Origin of the sequence: Qipengyuania sp. SS22 (assembly GCF_025736935.1) — a bacterium.
Taxonomy (GTDB): domain Bacteria; phylum Pseudomonadota; class Alphaproteobacteria; order Sphingomonadales; family Sphingomonadaceae; genus Qipengyuania.
Genome location: NZ_CP107048.1, coordinates 287,742 through 307,684, shown reverse-complemented (window position 1 = coordinate 307,684; position 19,943 = coordinate 287,742). Strand labels below are relative to the sequence as shown.

Genomic DNA, 19,943 nt, shown 5'->3' with positions numbered 1-19,943 from the left:
CTCGGCGGCCAAGCCCTGCTAACGGGGCGCCATTATGTCGCTACCCCCCATCCGTATCGCCGCGCTCTACCAGTTCGCGCGGTTTGAAGACCCATCCGCGCTGCGTGCGCCCCTGCTGGCCGCGTGTGAGAGCAACGAGGTGCGTGGCACGCTGTTGCTGGCGAAGGAAGGGATCAACGGGACCATTGCCGGAAGCGACGAAGGCGTCGCGGCGGTGATCGAACATATCCGCGCCCTGCCCGGTTGCGGCGCGATCGAGGTGAAGGAATCGCGCGCGGCGACCCTGCCGTTCCACCGCACCAAGGTCCGCCTCAAGCGCGAGATCGTTACCATGGGGCAACCCGATCTCGACCCGCTTGCAGGCGTCGGCACCTATGTCGCGCCCGAGGACTGGAACGCGCTGATCTCCGACCCCGACACGATCGTGATCGACACGCGCAATGATTACGAAGTGCAGATCGGCACCTTTGCGGGCGCAATCGATCCGCAAACCACCAGCTTTGGCGAATTCCCAGAATGGTTTCGCGCCAAACGGGCCAAGTTGGAAGCCGAGGGCCGCACGCCCAGGATTGCCATGTTCTGCACCGGCGGAATCCGCTGCGAGAAATCGACCGCCTTCGCGCGCGCGGAGGGGGTGGACGAGGTCTATCACCTCAAGGGCGGGATACTGAACTATCTCGAGCACGTGCCCGAACAGGAAAGCCTGTGGCGCGGCGAATGCTTCGTCTTCGACGAGCGTGTCAGCGTAGGGCACGGCCTTGTCGAAGGGACGCATGGGCTATGCCGCGCCTGTCGCCGCCCGCTGAGCGCATCGGACATGGCGCATGAACACTTCATCGAGGGCGTATCCTGCCCCCGGTGCCACGGTGAGCGTACCGACGAACAGCGCGCGCGCTATGCCGAGCGGAACCGCCAGGCGGCGCTCGCAAAGGCACGGGGCAAGGAGCATATCGGGCGCAGGGAAGACATCGACACCGATGGCTGAGCCGATCCTCTATAGTTTCCGCCGCTGCCCCTATGCGATGCGCGCGCGCATGGCGCTGAGCGTGAGCGGGGCGGATTACGAGCATCGCGAGGTGGTGTTGCGCGACAAGCCGCCGCAAATGCTGGCGGTGTCGCCCAAGGGGACCGTTCCGGTGTTGGTAACCGAGACGGGCGAGGTGATCGAGGAAAGCCGCGACATCATGCGCTGGGCGCTAGCGCGCAACGATCCAGAAGGCTGGCTGGACCGTACCGACACGGCGCTGGTCGAGACCAATGACGGGGCCTTCAAGCACCATCTCGACCGCTACAAGTACGCCACCCGCTATGACGATGTGGACCCGGCGGACCATCGCGACGCGGCGCTGACGATCCTGCGCGATCTCGACGAGCGATTGGCGCAGTCGGCCTATCTGTGCGGCGACACGCGCGGCTTTGCCGATATCGCGATCTTCCCCTTCATTCGCCAGTTCGCCAATGCGGATCGCGACTGGTTCGATGGACAGCCGCTACCGCATCTGCAGGCATGGCTTTCCGGCCTCATCGAGTCCGATCTTTTCACCGGGATCATGGCCAAGCACCCACAGTGGGTGGCTGCCTAGAGCGGTTTGGGCTCGGTCCCGTCGAGCACATGCGAGCAGCCGAGCGCGCGTGCATCATCGCTGGCCGACACCGCTGCCACGGTCCGCCAGCCGATCGCCCGCAGGCGCGCGCCGACATCGCGGTCGTGGCCCAGCGGCAGGAACAGGATCTCGCGCTCATCGGCCTCGGGTCCGCCCAAGGCATCGAGCAGCGGGTCCATATAGAGCGAGAAGCCGGTCGCGGGCTCGCCGCTGCCCTTGATCGTATAGGTCCCCCCGCGGCCCAGCGCGCCGCGCGCGCCTTCGCCATAGAGCGTGAAGCCGAACCAGCTCTGATATTCGAAGCCGTGCCGTTCGGTCGGGTCGAGCGTGACCCGCGCGCGGTCGCCGATCGTCGCGGCAATTTCGCGCAGGCCGGTGATCCGGCTGCCCAGCGCGCCGTCCACATCGATTGCCGCCAGCGTGTCGATCGCCTGGTCGAACGGGCCGGTCGCATACAACAGCGGGAGATAGGCCTCGCCGCCTGCATCGCGCAGCCCGCCGGCATCCTTGGTGTCGAGCTCGCGGCGAACCGCGGCGCGGCGCTCGGCATCGAGCGGCAGCGTGTCCTCGGCTAGAGTATCGACCAGGTCGGGCAGCGTGAAATCGACCGAGATATTGGCTACCCCCGCTGCCTTGAGCGCCGCGATCGCGACCGAGACCATTTCGCTGGCAGCAGCAACACTGTCGGTGCCGATCAGTTCGGCCCCCACTTGCAATCGCTGTCGTGCCGGATCGAGCTGGTCCGCGCTGAGCAGTGCGATATCGCCCGCATAACACAGGCGCAGCGGGCGCGGCGCAGCCGCCATGCCGGTGGCGGCAATACGCCCCACCTGAACGGTCATGTCGCTGCGCAGGGCCAGCGTGCGCAGGCTGTCGGGGTCGGTGAAGCGCACCATGCGGCGCGTCGCAACACCGTCCATCCGGCCTGCCAGCGAGTGTTCGAATTCGACGAGCGGCGGACGCACGCGGTCGTAACCATGGCTGTCCATCGCATCGAGCATTGCGCGCTTGGCGGTGGTGATCGCGCGGGCGCGGGCCGGGAGCGCGTCTTCGAGGCCGACGGGCAGGAGGTCGTCTTGATTGGTCATCGCGCCGCGCCCCCTGCCCTATCGCCTGTCAGAATGCCAGCGGCATCACGACCTTGACGCCTTCCAGCGCGCAGGCCTGCTCGACCACTTCGGGCGGGATCGGCGCATCGACGCTGAGCAGCACGGTGGCTTCGCCTCCGGCCTGGCGGCGGCCGAGATGGAAGGTGCCGATATTGATACCCGCCTCGCCCAGCAGCGAACCGATCCGGCCGATGAAGCCGGGCGCATCCTCGTTGACGATATAGAGCATGTGCCCTTCGAGTTCGGCTTCGATACGCACGCCGAACAGTTCGACCAGCCGCGGGGCATCGGCCCCGAACAGCGTGCCCGCGACCGAACGGTCGCCCTGTTCGGTCCCCACCGTCACGCGGATAAGCGTGTTGTAGGCGCCTTCCTTTTCATGCCGGATCGAGCGCACGTCGAGCCCGCGTTCCTTGGCCAGATAGGGCGCATTGACCATGTTCACCGTGTCCGAATAGCAGCGCATCAGCCCGGCGAGCACTGCGCCTTCGATCGGCTTGCCGGACAGATCGGCCGCGGCGCCTTCGCGCTCGATGCTGATCTTGGTCAGATTGCCATGCGCCAGCTGCCCGACGAGGCTACCGAGGTTTTCGGCAAGGCCCATATAGGGTTTAAGCTTGGGCGCTTCTTCCGCGCTGAGGCTGGGCATGTTGAGCGCATTGGTGACGCCGCCATTGACCAGATAATCGGCCATCTGCTCGGCCACCTGCAGCGCGACATTGACCTGCGCTTCGGTGGTGCTGGCGCCAAGGTGCGGCGTGCAGATGAAATTGGGCTTGCCGAACAGCGGGCTGTCCTTGGCCGGTTCGCTCTGAAACACGTCGAGCGCGGCGCCCGCGACCTGTCCGCTGTCAAGCGCGTCGGCCAGTGCCGCTTCGTCGATCAGCCCGCCGCGCGCGCAATTGACGATCCGCACGCCCCGCTTGGTCTTGGCGAGATTTTCTGCCGAGAGGATGTTGCGTGTTTCATCTGTCAGCGGCGTGTGCAGCGTGATGAAATCCGCCTTGCCAAGCAGCGTATCGAGATCGGCCTTTTCGACACCCATCTCGACCGCGCGATCCGCGGTGAGGAAGGGATCGTAGGCAAGCACTTTCATCCGCAGCCCAAGCGCACGGCTGGCGACGATCGAGCCGATATTGCCCGCCCCGATCAGGCCGAGCGTCTTGCCGGTTACTTCGACGCCCATGAAGTCGTTCTTGGGCCATTCGCCTGCCTGCGTACGCACATTTGCAGCGGGGATCTGCCGGGCCAGCGCGAACATCATCGCGATGGCGTGTTCCGCAGTGGTGATCGAATTGCCGAACGGCGTGTTCATCACCACCACGCCCTTGCCGCTGGCATGCGGGATATCGACATTGTCGACGCCGATACCGGCGCGGCCGATCACCTTGAGGTTGTCGGCGGCATCGAGGATTTCGGGCGTGACCTTGGTCGCGCTGCGGATGGCGAGGCCATCGTACTGGCCAATCACCGCCTTGAGTTCGTCGGGCGTCATGCCCGGCTTCACGTCGACATCGCAGCCGCGCTCTTCGAAAATGCGTGCGGCGTTCGGGTCCATCTTGTCCGAGATAAGGACTTTGGGCTTGGTCATTTTTCGTCACTCCCGCGGAGGCGGGAGTCCATCCCGCCTGTCGCTCATATACTGACGTTATCTGGATCCCCGCCTGTGCGGGGATGACGGATTAGCTCGCGGATTTGACCTGCTCGTAGGCCCACTCGATCCACGGCAGGAGACGCTTGAGGTCTTCCTGCTCGACCGTGCCGCCGCACCAGATGCGCAAGGACGGCGGGGCGTCGCGATAGCCGTTGAAGTCGTAACCGACGTCGCGATCTTCCAGCAGCTTGACGATCTTCTTGGGCACTGCAGCCTTCTCGTCAGCGGGCAGGTTGTCGTACCAGTCACCCTGGAAGACGAAGCACACGCCGGTATTGGTCCGCTTGGCCGGGTCGGCGACCATGTTGCGGAGCCAGGGCGTCGCTTCGATCCAGTCGAGCACGATCTTCGCATTGGCATCGGCGCGTTCGAACATCGCCTTGCGCCCACCCATCGCCTGCGCCCATTCGAGCGCGTCGATATAGTCCTCGGTCGCCAGAAGCGACGGCGTATTGATCGTCGCGCCTTCGAAAATGCCGGTGTTGATCTTGCCGCCCTTCTTGAGGCGGAAGAGCTTGGGCAGCGGCCATTCGGGATCGTATTCCTCGATCCGCTGCACCGCCTTGGGGCTGAGGACCAGCATGCCGTGCTGGGCTTCGCTGCCCATCACCTTCTGCCAGCTGTAGGTCGTGGCATCGAGCTTGGCCCAGTCCATCTCCATTGCGAAGACGGCGCTGGTGGCATCGTTGATCGTCACGCCTTCACGGCCCGGCGCCAGCCAGTCGGTGTTGGGAATCTTGGCGCCCGAAGTGGTGCCGTTCCAGGTGAAGACGACATCATTGGCCTGCGGGATGCTCGCAAGATCGGGGATTTCGCCGTAATCGGCATTCATGACGGTCAGCTGCGGCAGCTTGAGCTGCTTGACCGCGTCCTGGATCCAGACATTGCCGAAGCTTTCCCATGCCGCGACGGTCGCCGGGCGATCGGGGCGCAGCATGGTCCACATTGCGCATTCGAGCGCGCCGGTATCCGATGCCGGCATGATGCCAACGAGATAATCCTCGGGCACGCCGAGCATTTCCTTCGACAGGTCGATGGCATGTTTCAGCCGCGACTTGCCGAGCGCGCTGCGATGCGAGCGGCCGAGCGATTCGGTTTTGAGATTGGCGGCAGACCAGCCTTTGCGTTTGGCGGTCGGTCCGGACGAAAAGAAAGGGCGCTCGGGTTTGAGCGTAGGTTCGGCAGTCATGTATTCTCTCCTTGCAGAGAGCTCGCGCGGCGTTGGGACCGCGTGGCCCGTCGACCGCACTAATGTTGCGCCGCAGCAAGTCAATGCGAAATAGCTATGCATCGGTGAAGCGGCTTTGCGACACGACCGGCGCCATCGTAACGCTGGCGGTGATCGGCGGTGCGTTTTGTGCGTCTTTCCAGCATCGTAGGCACGGCCGATGGAGCGGATGGACGGCATCGGACAACTTCCCTAAAGCCGCGCGCAATGGATGTGACCGATCTCCGCATCGCGCTTTTCAGCGGGAACTACAATTATACCCGCGACGGGGCCAACCAGGCGCTCAACCGGCTGGCGGACTATCTGCTGCGCCAGGGCGCCGCATTGCGGGTCTATGCGCCGGTAGTGGCCGAACCCGACTTCCCGCCGACGGGAGATCTGGTCGATGTGCCCAATGCCCGCATGCCGGTAAAAGGCCGCGGCGAGTATCGCCTGCCACTGCGGATCGACGCCAAGGTGCGCGCGGATCTGGCGGAATTCGCACCCAATATGCTGCATCTGTCCTCGCCCGATCCGGTGGCACACGGCGCGCTCAAATGGGCGCGCGAGCGCGACTTGCCGGTGCTCGCATCGGTCCACACGCGGTTCGAGACTTATCCGCGCTATTATGGGCTCGGTTTCCTCGAGCCTGCGGTCGAGGGCATTCTGCGGCGCTTCTATCGCCGTTGCGATGCCCTGGTCGCGCCATCGGAAAGCCAGATCGCCGAATTGAAGGCGCAAGAGATGCATGACGACATCTCGATCTGGTCGCGCGGCGTGGACCGCACAGTCTTCGATCCATCCAAGCGCGATCTCGAATGGCGCCATGCGCACGGGCTTGCCGATGACGATGTGGCGATTGTCTTCCTCGGCCGGTTGGTGATGGAAAAGGGCCTCGACGTCTTTGCCGAAACCATCGTGCAATTGCGCAAGCGGCAGGTGCCGCACAAGGTGCTGGTGATCGGCGACGGTCCGGCGCGCGGCTGGTTCGAAAAAGCGCTGCCCGGCGGCATCTTCGCCGGGTTCAAGACCGGTAAGGAGCTTGGGCAAGCGCTTGCCAGCGGCGACATCTTCTTCAATCCGTCGATTACCGAAACCTTCGGCAATGTCACTTTGGAGGCGATGGCCTGCGGGCTGCCGGTGGTGGCCGCAGGCGCAACGGGCGCTGCGAGCCTGGTCAAGGAAGGCGAGACCGGGCGGCTGGTCGCGCCGGGCCTGCCCGATGTGTTCGCCCCGGCCTGCGCCGATGCGCTGGCGCCCTATTGCATGGACGATGCGCTGCGGCTCACCCACGGCGCCAATGGCGAGCGGGCGGCGCGCGCCTATTCGTGGGATATGATCAACCAGGCCGTGGTCGATACCTATCTGCGATTGCTCGAAGCACGCACGGCGGCGCGCTAGGCGCTCAGCGCAGAACGCCTGCCGCGCTCATCCGGCGCGAATACCACAACGAGAACAGCGTCGATATCCAGATCGCCGCCATCAGCGCAGGGTTCTGGAGGCTGTCGGGGATTTGGGACACGACCAGTTCGAAATAGGTGGTTGCGATCAGCCCGATGGTCGCCACCACGAAAGCGGCAAACGCCCATTTGCGGCGCAGGAGCAACAGGACCGAGCCGCTAAAGGCGCCCCATACCCCCAGTGCCCATGCAGCATCGGCCCAGGCGGGAAAGCCGTCGAAATAGGCGATCTGGTCGGGGGTCATGCCAAGATCGGCCAGACTCCCCGTTTGCGTCATCGTATAGCTGTAACAACCGATCGCGTTGAACAGCAGCGTCGCAATGCCCACGACCCATAAATGCCACGGCGTTTTGATTGCCTGTTCCATCGAACTCTCTCCCCAAATGAGATCCGCGGGCGAAGACTAACGCTTCTCCCGCGGATCATCAAATGGGTCGGGGTCAAAGCCGTTCGATCTTCTTCGCCAAATCGTCGACCAGATCGACGATTTCCTGCACGGTCTCTTCGTCGAGCTTGCCCGAGCGGGCACGGTTCTTGAGCACATTGGCGAGGTTGCCGACGGCACGGAACATTTCCGGCGTGGCATAGGCGCGGCGATGCTCGCCATGGCCCGACAGGCGGTCGAACAGCGCGGCGACCTCGTCGGCGCGTTCTTCCAGCTCGGTCAGGCCAGCGGTGGTGGCTTCATAGGCCTTGCGGGTTTCGTCGCCTGCAGCCTGCGCGATCGCGCCTTCATCTTCGAGCAGCGCGAGCGTGGGGTAAATCGTCCCGGGGCTCGGCGCATAGGAGCCTTCGGTCAGTTCCTCGATGGCCTTGATCAGTTCGTAGCCGTGACGCGGCTCGTCGGCGAGCAGCTTGAGCAGGACGAGGCGCAGCTCGCCAGACCCGAACATGCGGCGACGGCGGCGACCACCCCCGCGTTGGCCGAAATCGAACGTCCAGCCGGGTCCGCCGAACTTGGCCGATGCGCCATAGCCATCGCGGCAATCGGCATCCGCCATCATCGCTGCCACGAAGGGCCAACCGCCCATTCGGCGCATCCTGCGCCATTTGTGTGCCTTATGCATAATCATATCCTTGCAGTATCTTCGATAGCTCTAAGATATATCTTTAGGTCAGTTCTACAAGAGGGCACTGCAAATCCTCGGCGAACACCCTATGTCAGCCGACCAATGGCCGATCTGTTTCCCGACGACCTGCCCCAGGCAGCTGCACCCGAGACCCTGCGCGAAGATGCGCCGCTGGCCGACCGGCTGCGCCCTGCAACCCTCGACGAGGTGATCGGCCAGGACCATCTGACCGGGCCCGAAGGCGCGATCGGACGCATGGTGGCCGCCGGCCGTCTTTCCAGCATGATCCTGTGGGGACCGCCCGGCACGGGCAAGACCACCATCGCGCGGCTGCTTGCCGACAGCGTGGGCATGCGCTTCGAAAGCGTCAGCGCGGTGTTCAGCGGTGTCGCCGATCTCAAGAAGGCCTTCGCCGCTGCCGACAAGGCCGCGCAAGCCGGCCAGCGCACGCTGCTGTTCGTGGACGAGATCCACCGCTTCAACCGGGCGCAGCAGGATGGCTTCCTGCCCTTTGTCGAACGCGGCACGGTGACCCTGGTCGGCGCGACGACCGAAAACCCCAGTTTCGCACTCAACGCGGCGCTGCTCAGCCGCGCGCAAGTGTTGATTCTCCAGCGTCTCGACCATGAAGCGCTGGGTCAGTTGCTCGACCGGGGCGAGACGCTGGAGGGCCCCCTCCCCCTGACGCCCGAAGCGCGCGATGCGTTGGTGGCCAGCGCCGATGGCGACGGGCGGTTCCTGCTCAACCAAGCGGAAACGCTCTACAACGCGCAAATCACCGAGCCGCTCGACCCGGCCGCGCTGGGACGGTTTCTCCAGCGGCGCGTCGCGGTCTATGACAAGGACCGCGAGGGGCATTACAACCTCATCTCCGCGCTGCACAAAGCGGTGCGCGGGAGCGACGTCCAGGCCAGCCTCTATTACTTCGCGCGCATGCTTACCGCGGGCGAGGAACCGCGCTTCCTCGCGCGGCGCCTGATCCGGATGGCGGTGGAAGACATCGGTATGGCCGACCCGCAGGCGCTGGTCCAATGCATGGCGGCGAAAGACGCGTTCGAATTCCTCGGCTCGCCCGAAGGCGAACTCGCGCTGGTGCAGGCCTGCGTCTACCTCGCCACCGCGCCCAAATCGAACGCCGTCTACAAGGCACAGAAAACCTCGTTCAAGAACGCGCGCGAAACCGGCAGCCTCATGCCCCCGCAGAACATCCTCAACGCGCCGACCAAGCTGATGAAGGATATCGGCTACGGGTCCGGCTACAGCTACGATCACGACGCGGAAGAGGGCTTTTCGGGCGACGATTACTGGCCCGAGGAGATGGAGCCGCAGAGCTATTACCAGCCGGTCGAACGCGGGTTCGAACGCGAAGTGAAGAAGCGGCTCGACTATTGGGACAAGCTGCGGCGCGAGCGTGGGCAGGTTTAGCCACTTCCTCGCAATCGACTGGTCCGGCGCTAAGGGCCCGGTGCAGAAGGGCATAGCGCTGGCGCTGGCCGATGCGGCTGGCGGCCCGCCAGTGCTGGTCAAACGCGGGCGCGGCTGGTCGCGCGTCGATGTGCTCGCACTACTTCGCGAGGACCTGCCCAATGACACGCTGGTCGGAATGGACCTCGGCATCGCGCTGCCCTTCGCCGATTGCGGCGCCTATTTTCCCGGGCGCGACGTGCTGCTGCCCGATGCCCGGTCGCTCTGGGCGCTGATCGACGATATCTGCGCTGGCGATCCCCATCTGGGCGCGCAGAGCTTCGTCGATCATCCCGAATTCGCGCCATACTTTCGCAACGGCAGCGATACCGGCGTGCATTTCGGCTGCGATGGCGCCGCGCATGGACGCGGGCGTTTCCGGGTGACCGAACAGGCACAGGCGGAGATGGGCTGCAAACCCTATTCGAACTTCAATCTCGTCGGGGCGGCGCAGGTGGGCAAATCGAGCCTGACGGGGATGCGGGTGCTGCACCAGCTACGCGGGCGATTGCCGGTATGGCCGATCGACCCGCTGCCAGCGCGCGGCTCGGCACTGGTCGAAATCTACACCAGCCTCGCCGCGCTGGAAGGGGGGAGAAGCGCCTCGAAAGCCAAGATGCGCAGCCATGAAGACCTGAACGCCGCGCTGGCCCATCTGGGCAGCCCGGGCGTAGGCGGCCACGGGCCGATCGATGACCATTCCTCCGATGCCCTGCTCACTGCTGCGTGGCTGCGTCACGTCGCGCAGGATGGTGCTCGGTGGTCGCCCGCTGGCCTGACCCCGGGAATCGCGCGGACCGAAGGCTGGACCTTCGGCGCGCGCTAGCGGCGGCGATACTATCGGATGGCGGAAGGCGTCCTGGTGGAGCCGAGCGGGATCGAACCGCTGACCTCGTCATTGCGAACGACGCGCTCTCCCAACTGAGCTACGGCCCCGTTCCAGGTTTGCGGCACACCGCCAAGCGTGATGCACGGCGCGCCACCTAGCGAATGGCGGCGCGCCTGAAAAGCACCAATCTGCTTAGTTTTGCGAGGTGCCTTCACCGTCCTCGCTGTTGGGGATCGGCTGCACGACTGGCACCGAAGAGCGCGTTTCGTCGACCGGCACGATCGGAATCTGCGCCCCGGTGTCGGGGTCGACCACCTTGGTTTCCTGCAGCGGGGTCGCGCTCAGCGATGCGGGATCGGCACCCGGCTGCGGCGTCTGGAACGCGCGCGCGTTCTGGACGGCGATATAGCCCGGCTGCGAATCCCCATACCGCTCACCATAGCGGGCATCCCAGGCGGAGGATTCGTTCTGATACTGCTCATAGGCAACAAAGAACCGCTCGAACGGCCCTTCGAGCGCCGAGAAATTGGTCAGCGCGAAGCCGGTCGGGTCGACAGTCTCCGAAGCCAGATATTGTTGCGAGATGCCCAGCGCGGTGCGGCAGAAGTCCGACCGTGCAGGCGGCAACGCGAAGTAGTTGTAGACCATCGTCATCTGGCTCTCGCGCGCCATGATCGCGGGCCGGCCCTTGCCGTATTCCTGCCGGTAATCGGCATCGATGCGGTCGTTCACCTGCTTCAGCGGGCGGGCGTGATCCTTGATGTAGCTGCTGTAGGCATCGAGGATCGGCTGGTATTGCGGGTCGAGGCAGTTGAGCGCGGCGACGTTCCAGGCCGAGCGGAAGTGCCAGACCTTCTCATCGTCCGAAATGCCGAGGTTGACCGTTTCGCGCAGGCCCAGCGAATTTACCGGCGGAATGGCCATCGCATAGGATGCCTGCCCCGGCGGCAATGGGCGATACGGCACCGCTTCGACCGCCGGCGGCGGTGGCGGTGGCGGCGGAGGCGGCGTAGCGCAGGCCCCCAGAGCGGCGAACCCGGCAGCCGCGGCTGTCATGCGAATGGTGATGTTAGAACCGCGACTCATGGCGCGTGCACTCCTCGATAAATCTGGCATTCATCCTGCGTCGCCGTCCCTTGACAGAGGATGAAGACGCGCTTCCTAGCGCTCGCCCCATACAAAGAAAATGCCCGAGGCGCTGGTTACGCCCCGGGCACGTTAAAATGATTCCTGTGTGCGACGAGTGGTTTACTCGCGGCTGCCCATGAAGCGCAGCAGGAACAGGAACATATTGATGAAGTCGAGATACAGGCTCAGCGCGCCCATGATCACGGCCTTGCCGGCGAATTCGGTACCGCGCAGGTACTGATATTCGCGCTTGAGGCGCTGCGTATCGTAGGCGGTGAGGCCTGCGAAGATCAGCACGCCGATGAAGCTGACGGCCAATGCCAGCGTGCTCGACTGCAGGAACATGTTGATGACCATCGCGATCAGCAGGCCAATCACGCCCATCACCAGGAAGGTACCCATGCCCGACAGGTCTTTCTTCGTGGTATAGCCGAACAGGCTGAGACCGGCGAAGGCACCCGCAGTAGCAAAGAACGTCGCAGCGATGCTTTCGCCCGTATAGACGAGGAAGATCGTCGAGAGCGACAGCCCCATGACGGTGGCGAACGCCCAGAACATCAGCTGCAGCGTCGCCTGGCTGAACTTGTTCACGCCGAAGCTCATCGCGAAAACGAAAGCGAGCGGCGCAAGCGCGACGATCCACATCAGCGGACCGCTGGCAAACGTCAGCGCCAGCCCGCTGCGGGCGGTGAGCAGCGCGACCAGACCGGTCAGCAACACGCCCGAAGCCATGTAATTGTAGATCTTGAGCATATGGGCACGCAGGCCCGCATCGAAGGTTTCCTGCCTGGCCACAGCGTCGCCAGCGCGCGGCACCGAGCCGAAGCCCTGCCTCTGGTTGGTGTCGTTCCAATCGGCCATCTGTATGCAACTCCTCTTGGCAGTGCGGAAATACGCACCGCTCTTGGTTGAGAATATCGGCATTTTACGCGTCGATTTCAAGCGAAACCGGAATTTGTAAGACTAACGCGATTTAACCGATCGGGACAGCGGCTCAGGCCTCGCCGACGGCATCCACCATCGCGGCCTCGAGCGCTTCGCTCGGGGTGCGCCCGCCCCACAGCACGAACTGGAACGCCGGGTAGAAGCGATCGCATTCGTCGACCGCGATTTCGACCAGCGCCTGCGCCTGGCCCAGACTGAGCATCCCGTCATCGCCCAGCATCGTGGCATTGCGATAGAGCAGGACGCCGCCATTCGACCAGATCTCGAAATGCCCAAGCCACATTTGTTCGTTGATCATGCTGACAAGTTCGTACGCGGGGGTCCGCTTGTCCTTGGCAATACGGGTATCGGGCAGGCACAGGATCTGCAGCACCATGTCTTCCGGACGCCAGATGCCGCGCAGTTGATACTTGGTCCAGCTACCCTGGATCTCGCCGCTCATTTCGGTCGCGGTCGATTCGCACGGCCAGCCACGCGCTTCGAACAGCGCAACCAGCAGGTCGAGCGGCGCAGCGTCTTCTTCGACCTCGTAGCGATCTTCTGATGGTCTCATCGGAGCTGTCCCATGCGCGTCATGACTTGCTGGATGCAGAAACGCAGGGTCGCTTGGCAATGGAAGCACGGCTCGACGCTGGGGAGAACCGTTAAGGGTTGTGCAAAGCTTGTGAACAAAACGGCCGCGCGCGTTAACTTTTGCGCGGGTTCACAGCTTTTCGATCGCCTCGCCCTCGGCGCTGGTGAAGGTGAAACAGTCGACGCCCAATTCCTTGAGTTCCTTGACCATTTCGCGCGCCTTGGCGGCGCTGTCATAGGGTCCCGAAAGCAAGCGGTTGGCCTCGACCCAGGGAGTGACGAACGGCCCCCTGCCATCGAGCTTGCCCTCCGCCTTGCGCGCAATGCGCCGCCAGTCGAACTTGAGCGCCGAAACATCCTTGCCGGTCGCCACCTGCACCCAGTGGCGTGCCGGATGGGCGGGCGGCGGCGGCGGCTTGGGTTCTTCACGCTCGCGCGGGATGGCGATGCGCGTGATATCCACCGCACCGCTGGCCGATGGCGTCGGCGTGCCGGGCGCAAGCGTGAAACCATCGAAGGCATCCGCGACCGATGCGGGCTGCGGCTCGGGCTCCGGTTGGATAGGCGCGGGCGGCGGCGGTGGCGGTGGCGGTGGCGGGGCTGTCGTTCCCATCGGAATGGATGGCGGCGGGTCTGCGCGCGCTATGACGACCGGTGCAGTGTCGGGCTGCGGCGCGGAATCTGGTTCGGTAAGCGTCGTCGCCAGCGAAGGTGCAGGGCTCGGCGTAGGGATCGTTAACGCGGCCGGAGGAGACGACGGCACATCGGGTGGTGCTGCGGGTGCCACTGCAGCAGCCGACGCGATGGCGCTCGTCTCCCCGCTTGTAGCCTTGCTGCCCGTCATATCGGGACGACGGCGGGCCTGGCGATTGCGCGGATCCGCGGCTGCAGGCGGAGGTGCGGAAGCCTGCCGCACAGGCGGCGGCCCGGCACGGGCTATCTGCACCGCATCGCCCGCATACCCGGCAATCCCGGCATCGTCTGTGCCGATGCTGGCGGTGCGCGGGAAGACGCCCAAATTGCCCGCTGCCGCCTGCTGCGCCTTGGTCAGCCGGGGCATATATTCGAAATAGGCTGCCATGCGTCCGCCGATCCCCGCGGGGAGCATGGTATTGGCGATGTCCTTCGCTTCGCGCGCGTCACCCAGGATCGCCAGGCCGAAAGCGCGGGTGCGGAAAGCGGCGACATCGCGCTGTTCCAGCAAGGGAAGCAAGGCGCCTTCGAAGCCATCCCGATCACCCGAAATGGCCAGGCTCAAGGCGAGGCGACGGGTCGCTTCGGGACCGGCCCCATTCGCCAGCGCGAGCCGGTACAATTGCTGCGCGCTGGCGGAATCGCCGACGAGGTCGAAGGCCAGCCCGCGATCCTCGGCCATGCGTGCATTGGCGACACCCGCCTGCTCGGCCTCGGCGAACAGGCGCAGCGCCTCTACCGGGCGGCGCGAGCGGGTGTAGGCCTTGGCCAGTCCCACCTTGCTGCGCGAATTGCCTGGCGACAGCTCGTTGGCGCGGCCGAAAAAGCCGATTGCCGCGTCGATATCATTGAGTTCGAGTGTCGCTTCGCCCGCGTCGAGCAGCGCGGTGACATCCAGCGAATTGCGCGCCAGCCGCGACAGCGCGTCCCCCAGCCTGCGCTCGCCTTCGGCGGGTAATGGCTGCACGATCTCGCGCTGGGCGGAGACACGCTCGGCCTGCGCTGCGAAAGCCAGCAACGCCACGGCAGCAGCAAGTCGCCCGGTCGAAATCATGTCCTGTCCCTCGCCGCGCGGGCGTTAACCCGCGCTGACGCGGCCTTATCTACTGGTTGTTTTGGCGCCCGAGGAAGCGCGGGATGTTGAGGCCGCCGCTGCTGCCGCCATCATCGTCTTCGTCCTCGTCATCCGCGCCTTCGGGATTGCTGGCTCCGCGCGAGAGATTGGCCATCCGTTCGAACAGCGTATTCCCGGGCAGCGAGCCGGAGCCCGCCCCACCGCTGGAACCGCTCCGCGCAGGCTGTTCATCGGCAGCGCCTTCGCCCGGGAACAGCGGTTGCTTGCGCCCCGGCTTGGTCGCGAGCGGGCTTTCTGCGCCGCGCTGGTCGTCGCCGAGCTCGAATTCGTCCTGCGATCCGCCGTCGGATTCGCGCATTTCGCCCGACAGGTCGAGCGGGGGACGGTCTTCGTTCCAACCATCCTTCGTCGGCGTGCCGCCAAATTCGCGGTCATCGGCAGGCGCCGGGACGCCGTCGTCATCGTCGCAGTCAAAGCGTTCGGTATGTTCGTTGCGCATGCCCGCAAGCGGATCGACGATGCCTTCGACATCGTTGAAGCCTTCCTCGTCGTCCTCGTCGAAGGACCCCGCAGTTGCCGGCGACAGACCGAAGCCCTGACCGACATCCTCTTCCTCGGCTTCGTCGGTGAGGTCGAACGCATCCGCATCGGGCGTGACAGGCTCGGGGTCGTATTCCGGCTCGGGAGCGGGCTGCGACCGGTAGGACGGCTGTTCGGGTTCGGGATCGGCCGAGAGGCCTTCGTTGAGTTCGAACGGCTCTTCCTCGGCCACATTTTCGCTCGGCAGGTCGAGCACCGGGCGCCGCGGCGCGCTGCTTTCACGCATCGAGAAAGCCCGCGCAGGTGCTGCCGCGACCGAACCCTCGGGCTCGATCCCGGTGGCGACCACCGACACGCGGATCTTGCCGTCGAGGTCGGGATTGAAAGCCGAACCCCAGATGATGTTCGCGTCTTCGTCGACCAATTCGCGGATGTGGTTCGCGGCTTCGTCGACTTCGAGCAGCTTCATGTCCTCGCCGCCGATGATCGAGATGATCACGCCCTTGGCGCCGGCCATCGACACGCCGTCGAGCAGTGGGTTGGCGATGGCGCGTTCAGCGGCTTCGAGTGCGCGATTGTCGCCTTCGCCCTCGCCCGTGCCCATCATTGCCTTGCCCATCTCGCTCATCACCGAGCGGACGTCGGCAAAGTCGAGATTGATCAGGCCGGGCATGACCATCAGGTCGGTGATCGAACGCACGCCCTGCTGGAGGACCTCGTCCGCCAGCATGAAGGCTTCCTTGAAGGTCGTTTCCGCCTTGGCGACCAGGAACAGGTTCTGGTTGGGGATGACGATCAGCGTATCGACGTGCTTCTGCAGTTCGTCGATGCCCGCCTCGGCGGCGCGCATGCGGCGCGTGCCTTCGAACAGGAACGGCTTGGTCACCACGCCGACGGTCAGCACGCCGCGCTTGCGCGCCGCTTCGGCAATAACGGGGGCCGCGCCCGTGCCGGTACCGCCGCCCATGCCCGCGGCGATGAACACCATGTTCACCCCGTCGAGCGAATCTTCGATTTCCTCAACCGTTTCCTCGGCCGCGGCCTTGCCCACTTCGGGGCGCGCGCCGGCGCCGAGCCCGCCGGTAATGTCGGGGCCGAGCTGGATGCGTTTTTCGGAAGGCGACGTACTCAGCGCCTGGGCGTCGGTGTTGGCGACGATGAAGTCGACGCCTTCGATCTCTGCCTGCATCATGTTGGCGATGGCGTTGCCGCCCGCACCGCCGACGCCGACGACCATGATCTTGGGACGAAGATCGTCGTCTGATGCCGGTCCGATATTGATACTCATCAAGAGTCCCCTGGGTATTCGAAAAGTCGTTTGCTGGCTTTATGTCACAACTTTGGCACAAAGCGAATCGCACATCGAAGTCATGATTGCCTTATCCACAAGGCCTAAAGGCGTGTTTGCACGGTGGTTCAACCCTCAGAAATACTCGCGCACCGCGAGTAAGACACGGTTGATCAGACCCATGCCGCGATAACGCTTGGTAGGCTGATAGCGCGGCCCGACCGAACGGATGTCGACCGGGTCGTCCGACGCGTACAGACACAGGCCCGCGAGCGTGGCGAAACCGGGCGTGGCATGCGCTTCCGGCAGGCCCTGCAACACGGGCGGTTTGCCGATCCGCACCGGGCGGCCGAGCGCGCCCTGCATGAATTCGGCGATCCCGTGCAGTTCCGCCCCGCCGCCGGTGAGCACAACTTGCCCGCCCTGCGCACCGGAGAATCCCATCGCCTTGAGCGCCTTGCCCACTTCGGCCGTGGTGATGCCGAGCCGGTCGGTGACGATCGACACCAGTTCGGCGCGGGCGATGCGATTATGCTCGTCCGCGCCGCGGGCCAGGCGTCCGCCGGGCTCTTCTCCGGGGCCATTGACGGGGATCATCTCGCGGTGGTCGGTCGGTGTTGCGATGGCCGACCCCGAAACGCATTTGAGCCGTTCGGCCTGGCTGCGACGGATGCCCAGCGACGAGGCGATCGCATCGGTGATGTCGTTCGACCCGATCGGGATCGATTTCAGCCCAAGCAGCATGCCCGCCGCATGGACCGAGACATTGGTCACCTGCGCGCCGATTTCGACCAGCGCGACGCCCAGATCGCGTTCCTCGCCGGTCAGGCAGGCATAAGCCGCCGCCAAGGGGCTGGCGACCACGCCCTCGACATCGAGATGCGCGGTCTGCACCGCTTCGATCAGATTGCGGACCGGCGGTCCCTCGGCCAGCGTGACATGGACATCGACCCCCAGTGCCTCGGCATGGAGACCCTTGGGGTTGGCGACGCCATGCGCCCCGTCGAGCGTGTAATGGGCGGGCTGTGCATGCAACACCATGCGCCCGTCGGGATGCAGGTGATCGCGCGCGGCATAGAGCAGATGCTCGATATCATCTTCTTCGATCCGGCGTCCGCCGATGGCGATCTCGACGCTGGAAATCTTGCTCGAGAGGCCCGCGCCGGCGCAGCCGATCCACACGCTCTGGATCGAGGTATTGGCATTTGCCTCGGCCTTTTCGATCGCGGTGCGGATCGCATGGCTGGCCGCGCGCATATCGGTGACATAGCCACGCTTGATCCCGTCGCTGGCGCGGTGGCTCGAGCCGAGCACGACCATCTCGCCGCCTTCGGCCTGCCCCATGATCATGGCCGAGACGCGGAACGACCCAATGTTCACCGCGCCGAAGACACGGGTGATGCGCGGCTGCTCCGACGCCATTACTCAGCCTTCCCGTTAAGCGCCATCTGTTTGGGGCACGGCCCGTCCGCGCAGCGCAGGTAGGCGCGGTCGGGCACGCGCATGTCGATTGCGATGGGCTTGCCCCCGATGAGCCGGTGCATCCCGTCGAGCTGGGCAAACTTCACCAGCGCGGGCGCACCCAGATCGCCTTCGGGCAGCGCGAGCAACTGGCCGGTCTTGAAGGTCAGGTTCCAGCGCCGGTTGCCAACCCATTCGGCAGACGCGATCTGCGGCTTGAGCGCAGGGGCGGCATCGAGCAGCCGGCCAAGTTCCTCGACCTGGCGCGCGGCGCCGGGCCCCTCGATCAGCAATTTGCCTTCCGCATCCTTGGCGCTGATCGGTTCGAGTTCGTTACCCCGCGGGTCGATCAGCACCAGCCGGTCGGGTTTGCGCAGCACCGCATGCGGCACCCGCTCGACGATATCGATCTTGAGCGTATCGGGTAGCTGGCGCGAGACGCGCGCATCGGCCACCCACGGCAGGTCGAGCAGGCGCGCACGCACGGCATCGAGTTCGACCAGCGGCATCGGGCGGTGCTGCTCGGCCAGCACCCGCTCGTAGACCTGCTGTTCGTTCATGCGCTCGACACCCGAGACGCGCACGCGGCTGACCTCGAAACCCGAGCGCGAGGCCGACTTGGCCAGTTCCGTCTTGGCCATTTCGGGCACGCCGGCATAGCTCGCGATCGTCCAAGCGATACCCAGCCCCGCCGCGATGATCACGAACAGGAAAAACCTGTGCCACTGCTCCTCGGTGAAGGGCAGAGCGGCCATCGCGCGGTCGAACAATCCGCTCGTATGCTTGCGTGCGGCATGCGCTTTCTGGCTGCGATTGCGCGCGGCTGCTGACCGGCGCACGCCCGTCGGTGTGCGTTTGACCTTAGCCATCATCGCCCCCGGAACGGTCGGCGTGATCGCGCAGCGCTGCAGCCACGATCAGCTCGCACAGCGTGGCGTATTCAATCCCGGCGTGTCGGGCCTGTTCGGGCACGAGGCTGAGCGGGGTCATCCCCGGCTGGGTGTTGGTTTCGAGCACGAACAACCCGTCCTCGCCCTGTTCCTCGTCCCAGCGGAAATCGGTCCGGCTGGTCCCGCGGCACCCGAGCACCTTATGCGCGGTCAGCGTATACTCGAGGCACAGTTCAGCGATCCGCGGCGGAATGTCCGCCGGGCAGATATGATCGGTCATGCCATCGGTATATTTGGCGTCGAAATCGTAGAACCCGCTCTTGGGCTTCAGTTCGGTGACCGCCAGCGCGCGCGGCCCGTCGGCGAAATCGACCACTGCCGCGGTTAACTCACGGCCTTTGATATAGGGTTCGGCCAGCAGTTCGGCAAAATCCTGCCACGGCCCCTTGGCATCGCCAGCGATGGGATTGCCGTAATTGCCCTCGTCGGTGACGATAGCGACGCCCACCGAGCTGCCTTCATTGACCGGTTTGAGCACATAGGGGCGCGGGATCGGATCGCGCTGGTGCAGGTCCGCGCTTTTCACGATCCGCCCGCCGGGCATGGGAATGCCGCGAGGCACCAGCGCCTGCTTGGTCAGCTGCTTGTCGATCGCCACCACCGAGGTCGCCAGGCCCGAATGCGTATAGGGCACGCCCATCAGGTCGAGCATGCCCTGCACGGTGCCATCTTCGCCCGGGACGCCATGCAGTGCGTTGAACACGACATCGGGCGCGGCTTCGGCAATGCGCGCGGCGACCTGGCGGTCCATATCGATCCGCGTCACGCGGTGTCCGCGCTCTTCCAGCGCTTTGGCGATGCCTTCACCCGACATCAGCGAGACCGGGCGCTCATTGGCCCAGCCGCCCATCAGGACGACGATATGCAGTTTGGGGAGATCGGTCATTGTCGG

At 64.9% G+C, this 19,943-nt stretch carries 18 protein-coding genes and 1 tRNA gene; 5 read left to right on the top strand and 14 right to left on the bottom strand.

The window, feature by feature from the left end:
* Positions 1-34: 34 nt before the first annotated feature.
* A complete protein-coding gene (locus N6L26_RS01425; RefSeq protein WP_263606282.1) occupies positions 35-985 on the top strand; it encodes a rhodanese-related sulfurtransferase in 951 nt (316 codons plus the stop codon).
* On the top strand, positions 978-1,583 hold the full coding sequence (locus N6L26_RS01420) for a glutathione S-transferase (protein ID WP_263606281.1): 606 nt from the start codon (positions 978-980) through the stop codon (positions 1,581-1,583). The genes N6L26_RS01425 and N6L26_RS01420 overlap by 8 nt, the downstream gene beginning before the upstream one ends.
* On the opposite strand, the gene N6L26_RS01415 is transcribed toward N6L26_RS01420, so the two are convergent.
* The 3 genes from N6L26_RS01415 to N6L26_RS01405 all read right to left on the bottom strand — a co-directional run bounded on the left by N6L26_RS01415 (position 1,580) and on the right by N6L26_RS01405 (position 5,556).
* Positions 1,580-2,692, bottom strand: coding sequence for an ATP phosphoribosyltransferase regulatory subunit (locus N6L26_RS01415; protein WP_263606280.1), 1,113 nt, complete (start codon positions 2,690-2,692; stop codon positions 1,580-1,582). The genes N6L26_RS01420 and N6L26_RS01415 overlap by 4 nt on opposite strands.
* Positions 2,693-2,720: 28 nt before the next feature.
* Complete coding sequence (gene serA / locus N6L26_RS01410; RefSeq protein ID WP_263606279.1) at positions 2,721-4,304, bottom strand: phosphoglycerate dehydrogenase; 1,584 nt, start codon at positions 4,302-4,304, stop codon at positions 2,721-2,723.
* A gap of 91 nt (positions 4,305-4,395) precedes the next feature.
* Positions 4,396-5,556: a phosphoserine transaminase gene (locus N6L26_RS01405; protein ID WP_263606278.1), complete on the bottom strand. Its 1,161-nt coding sequence runs from the start codon at positions 5,554-5,556 to the stop codon at positions 4,396-4,398.
* A gap of 246 nt (positions 5,557-5,802) precedes the next feature.
* Between N6L26_RS01405 and N6L26_RS01400 the strand changes: the two genes are divergently transcribed.
* On the top strand, positions 5,803-6,975 hold the full coding sequence (locus N6L26_RS01400) for a glycosyltransferase family 4 protein (protein WP_263606277.1): 1,173 nt from the start codon (positions 5,803-5,805) through the stop codon (positions 6,973-6,975).
* Positions 6,976-6,979: 4 nt separating this feature from the next.
* Here the strand turns inward: N6L26_RS01400 and N6L26_RS01395 are convergent, their stop codons facing one another.
* Both N6L26_RS01395 and N6L26_RS01390 read right to left on the bottom strand, forming a co-directional pair.
* Complete coding sequence (locus tag N6L26_RS01395; RefSeq protein ID WP_263606276.1) at positions 6,980-7,402, bottom strand: hypothetical protein; 423 nt, start codon at positions 7,400-7,402, stop codon at positions 6,980-6,982.
* A gap of 73 nt (positions 7,403-7,475) precedes the next feature.
* Positions 7,476-8,066 carry a PadR family transcriptional regulator gene (locus N6L26_RS01390; RefSeq protein ID WP_263606275.1) on the bottom strand — a complete coding sequence of 197 codons (591 nt, stop codon included), beginning with the start codon at positions 8,064-8,066 and terminating at the stop codon, positions 7,476-7,478.
* A gap of 141 nt (positions 8,067-8,207) precedes the next feature.
* Between N6L26_RS01390 and N6L26_RS01385 the strand changes: the two genes are divergently transcribed.
* Together N6L26_RS01385 and N6L26_RS01380 are read left to right on the top strand one after the other, a co-directional pair.
* Complete coding sequence (locus tag N6L26_RS01385) at positions 8,208-9,530, top strand: replication-associated recombination protein A (RefSeq protein WP_263606274.1); 1,323 nt, start codon at positions 8,208-8,210, stop codon at positions 9,528-9,530.
* Positions 9,517-10,395 (top strand): hypothetical protein, encoded by an 879-nt coding sequence (locus tag N6L26_RS01380; RefSeq protein ID WP_263606273.1) that lies wholly within the window; start codon positions 9,517-9,519, stop codon positions 10,393-10,395. The genes N6L26_RS01385 and N6L26_RS01380 overlap by 14 nt, the downstream gene beginning before the upstream one ends.
* A 34-nt stretch (positions 10,396-10,429) precedes the next feature.
* On the opposite strand, the gene N6L26_RS01375 is transcribed toward N6L26_RS01380, so the two are convergent.
* From N6L26_RS01375 to N6L26_RS01335, 9 genes are all read right to left on the bottom strand, one after another.
* Positions 10,430-10,505, bottom strand: a tRNA-Ala gene (locus tag N6L26_RS01375).
* An 85-nt stretch (positions 10,506-10,590) separates the two neighbouring features.
* Entirely contained in the window at positions 10,591-11,484 is an 894-nt protein-coding gene (locus N6L26_RS01370; protein ID WP_263606272.1) for a hypothetical protein, read from the bottom strand.
* Between the two features lie 162 nt (positions 11,485-11,646).
* Positions 11,647-12,387, bottom strand: coding sequence for a Bax inhibitor-1/YccA family protein (locus tag N6L26_RS01365; RefSeq protein WP_263606271.1), 741 nt, complete (start codon positions 12,385-12,387; stop codon positions 11,647-11,649).
* A gap of 133 nt (positions 12,388-12,520) precedes the next feature.
* Complete coding sequence (locus N6L26_RS01360; RefSeq protein WP_263606270.1) at positions 12,521-13,024, bottom strand: YbjN domain-containing protein; 504 nt, start codon at positions 13,022-13,024, stop codon at positions 12,521-12,523.
* Positions 13,025-13,174: 150 nt separating this feature from the next.
* A complete protein-coding gene (locus tag N6L26_RS01355) occupies positions 13,175-14,791 on the bottom strand; it encodes an SPOR domain-containing protein (protein ID WP_263606269.1) in 1,617 nt (538 codons plus the stop codon).
* 49 nt (positions 14,792-14,840) lie between these two features.
* Positions 14,841-16,640, bottom strand: a complete 1,800-nt coding sequence (gene ftsZ, locus N6L26_RS01350) for a cell division protein FtsZ (protein WP_263606268.1) — start codon at positions 16,638-16,640, stop codon at positions 14,841-14,843.
* 135 nt (positions 16,641-16,775) lie between these two features.
* A complete protein-coding gene (gene ftsA / locus N6L26_RS01345; RefSeq protein ID WP_263606267.1) occupies positions 16,776-18,062 on the bottom strand; it encodes a cell division protein FtsA in 1,287 nt (428 codons plus the stop codon).
* Positions 18,062-18,970, bottom strand: coding sequence for a cell division protein FtsQ/DivIB (locus N6L26_RS01340; protein WP_263606266.1), 909 nt, complete (start codon positions 18,968-18,970; stop codon positions 18,062-18,064). Before N6L26_RS01340 ends, ftsA begins: the two co-directional genes overlap by 1 nt.
* A complete protein-coding gene (locus tag N6L26_RS01335) occupies positions 18,963-19,937 on the bottom strand; it encodes a D-alanine--D-alanine ligase (RefSeq protein ID WP_263606265.1) in 975 nt (324 codons plus the stop codon). Before N6L26_RS01335 ends, N6L26_RS01340 begins: the two co-directional genes overlap by 8 nt.
* Positions 19,938-19,943: the final 6 nt, after the last annotated feature.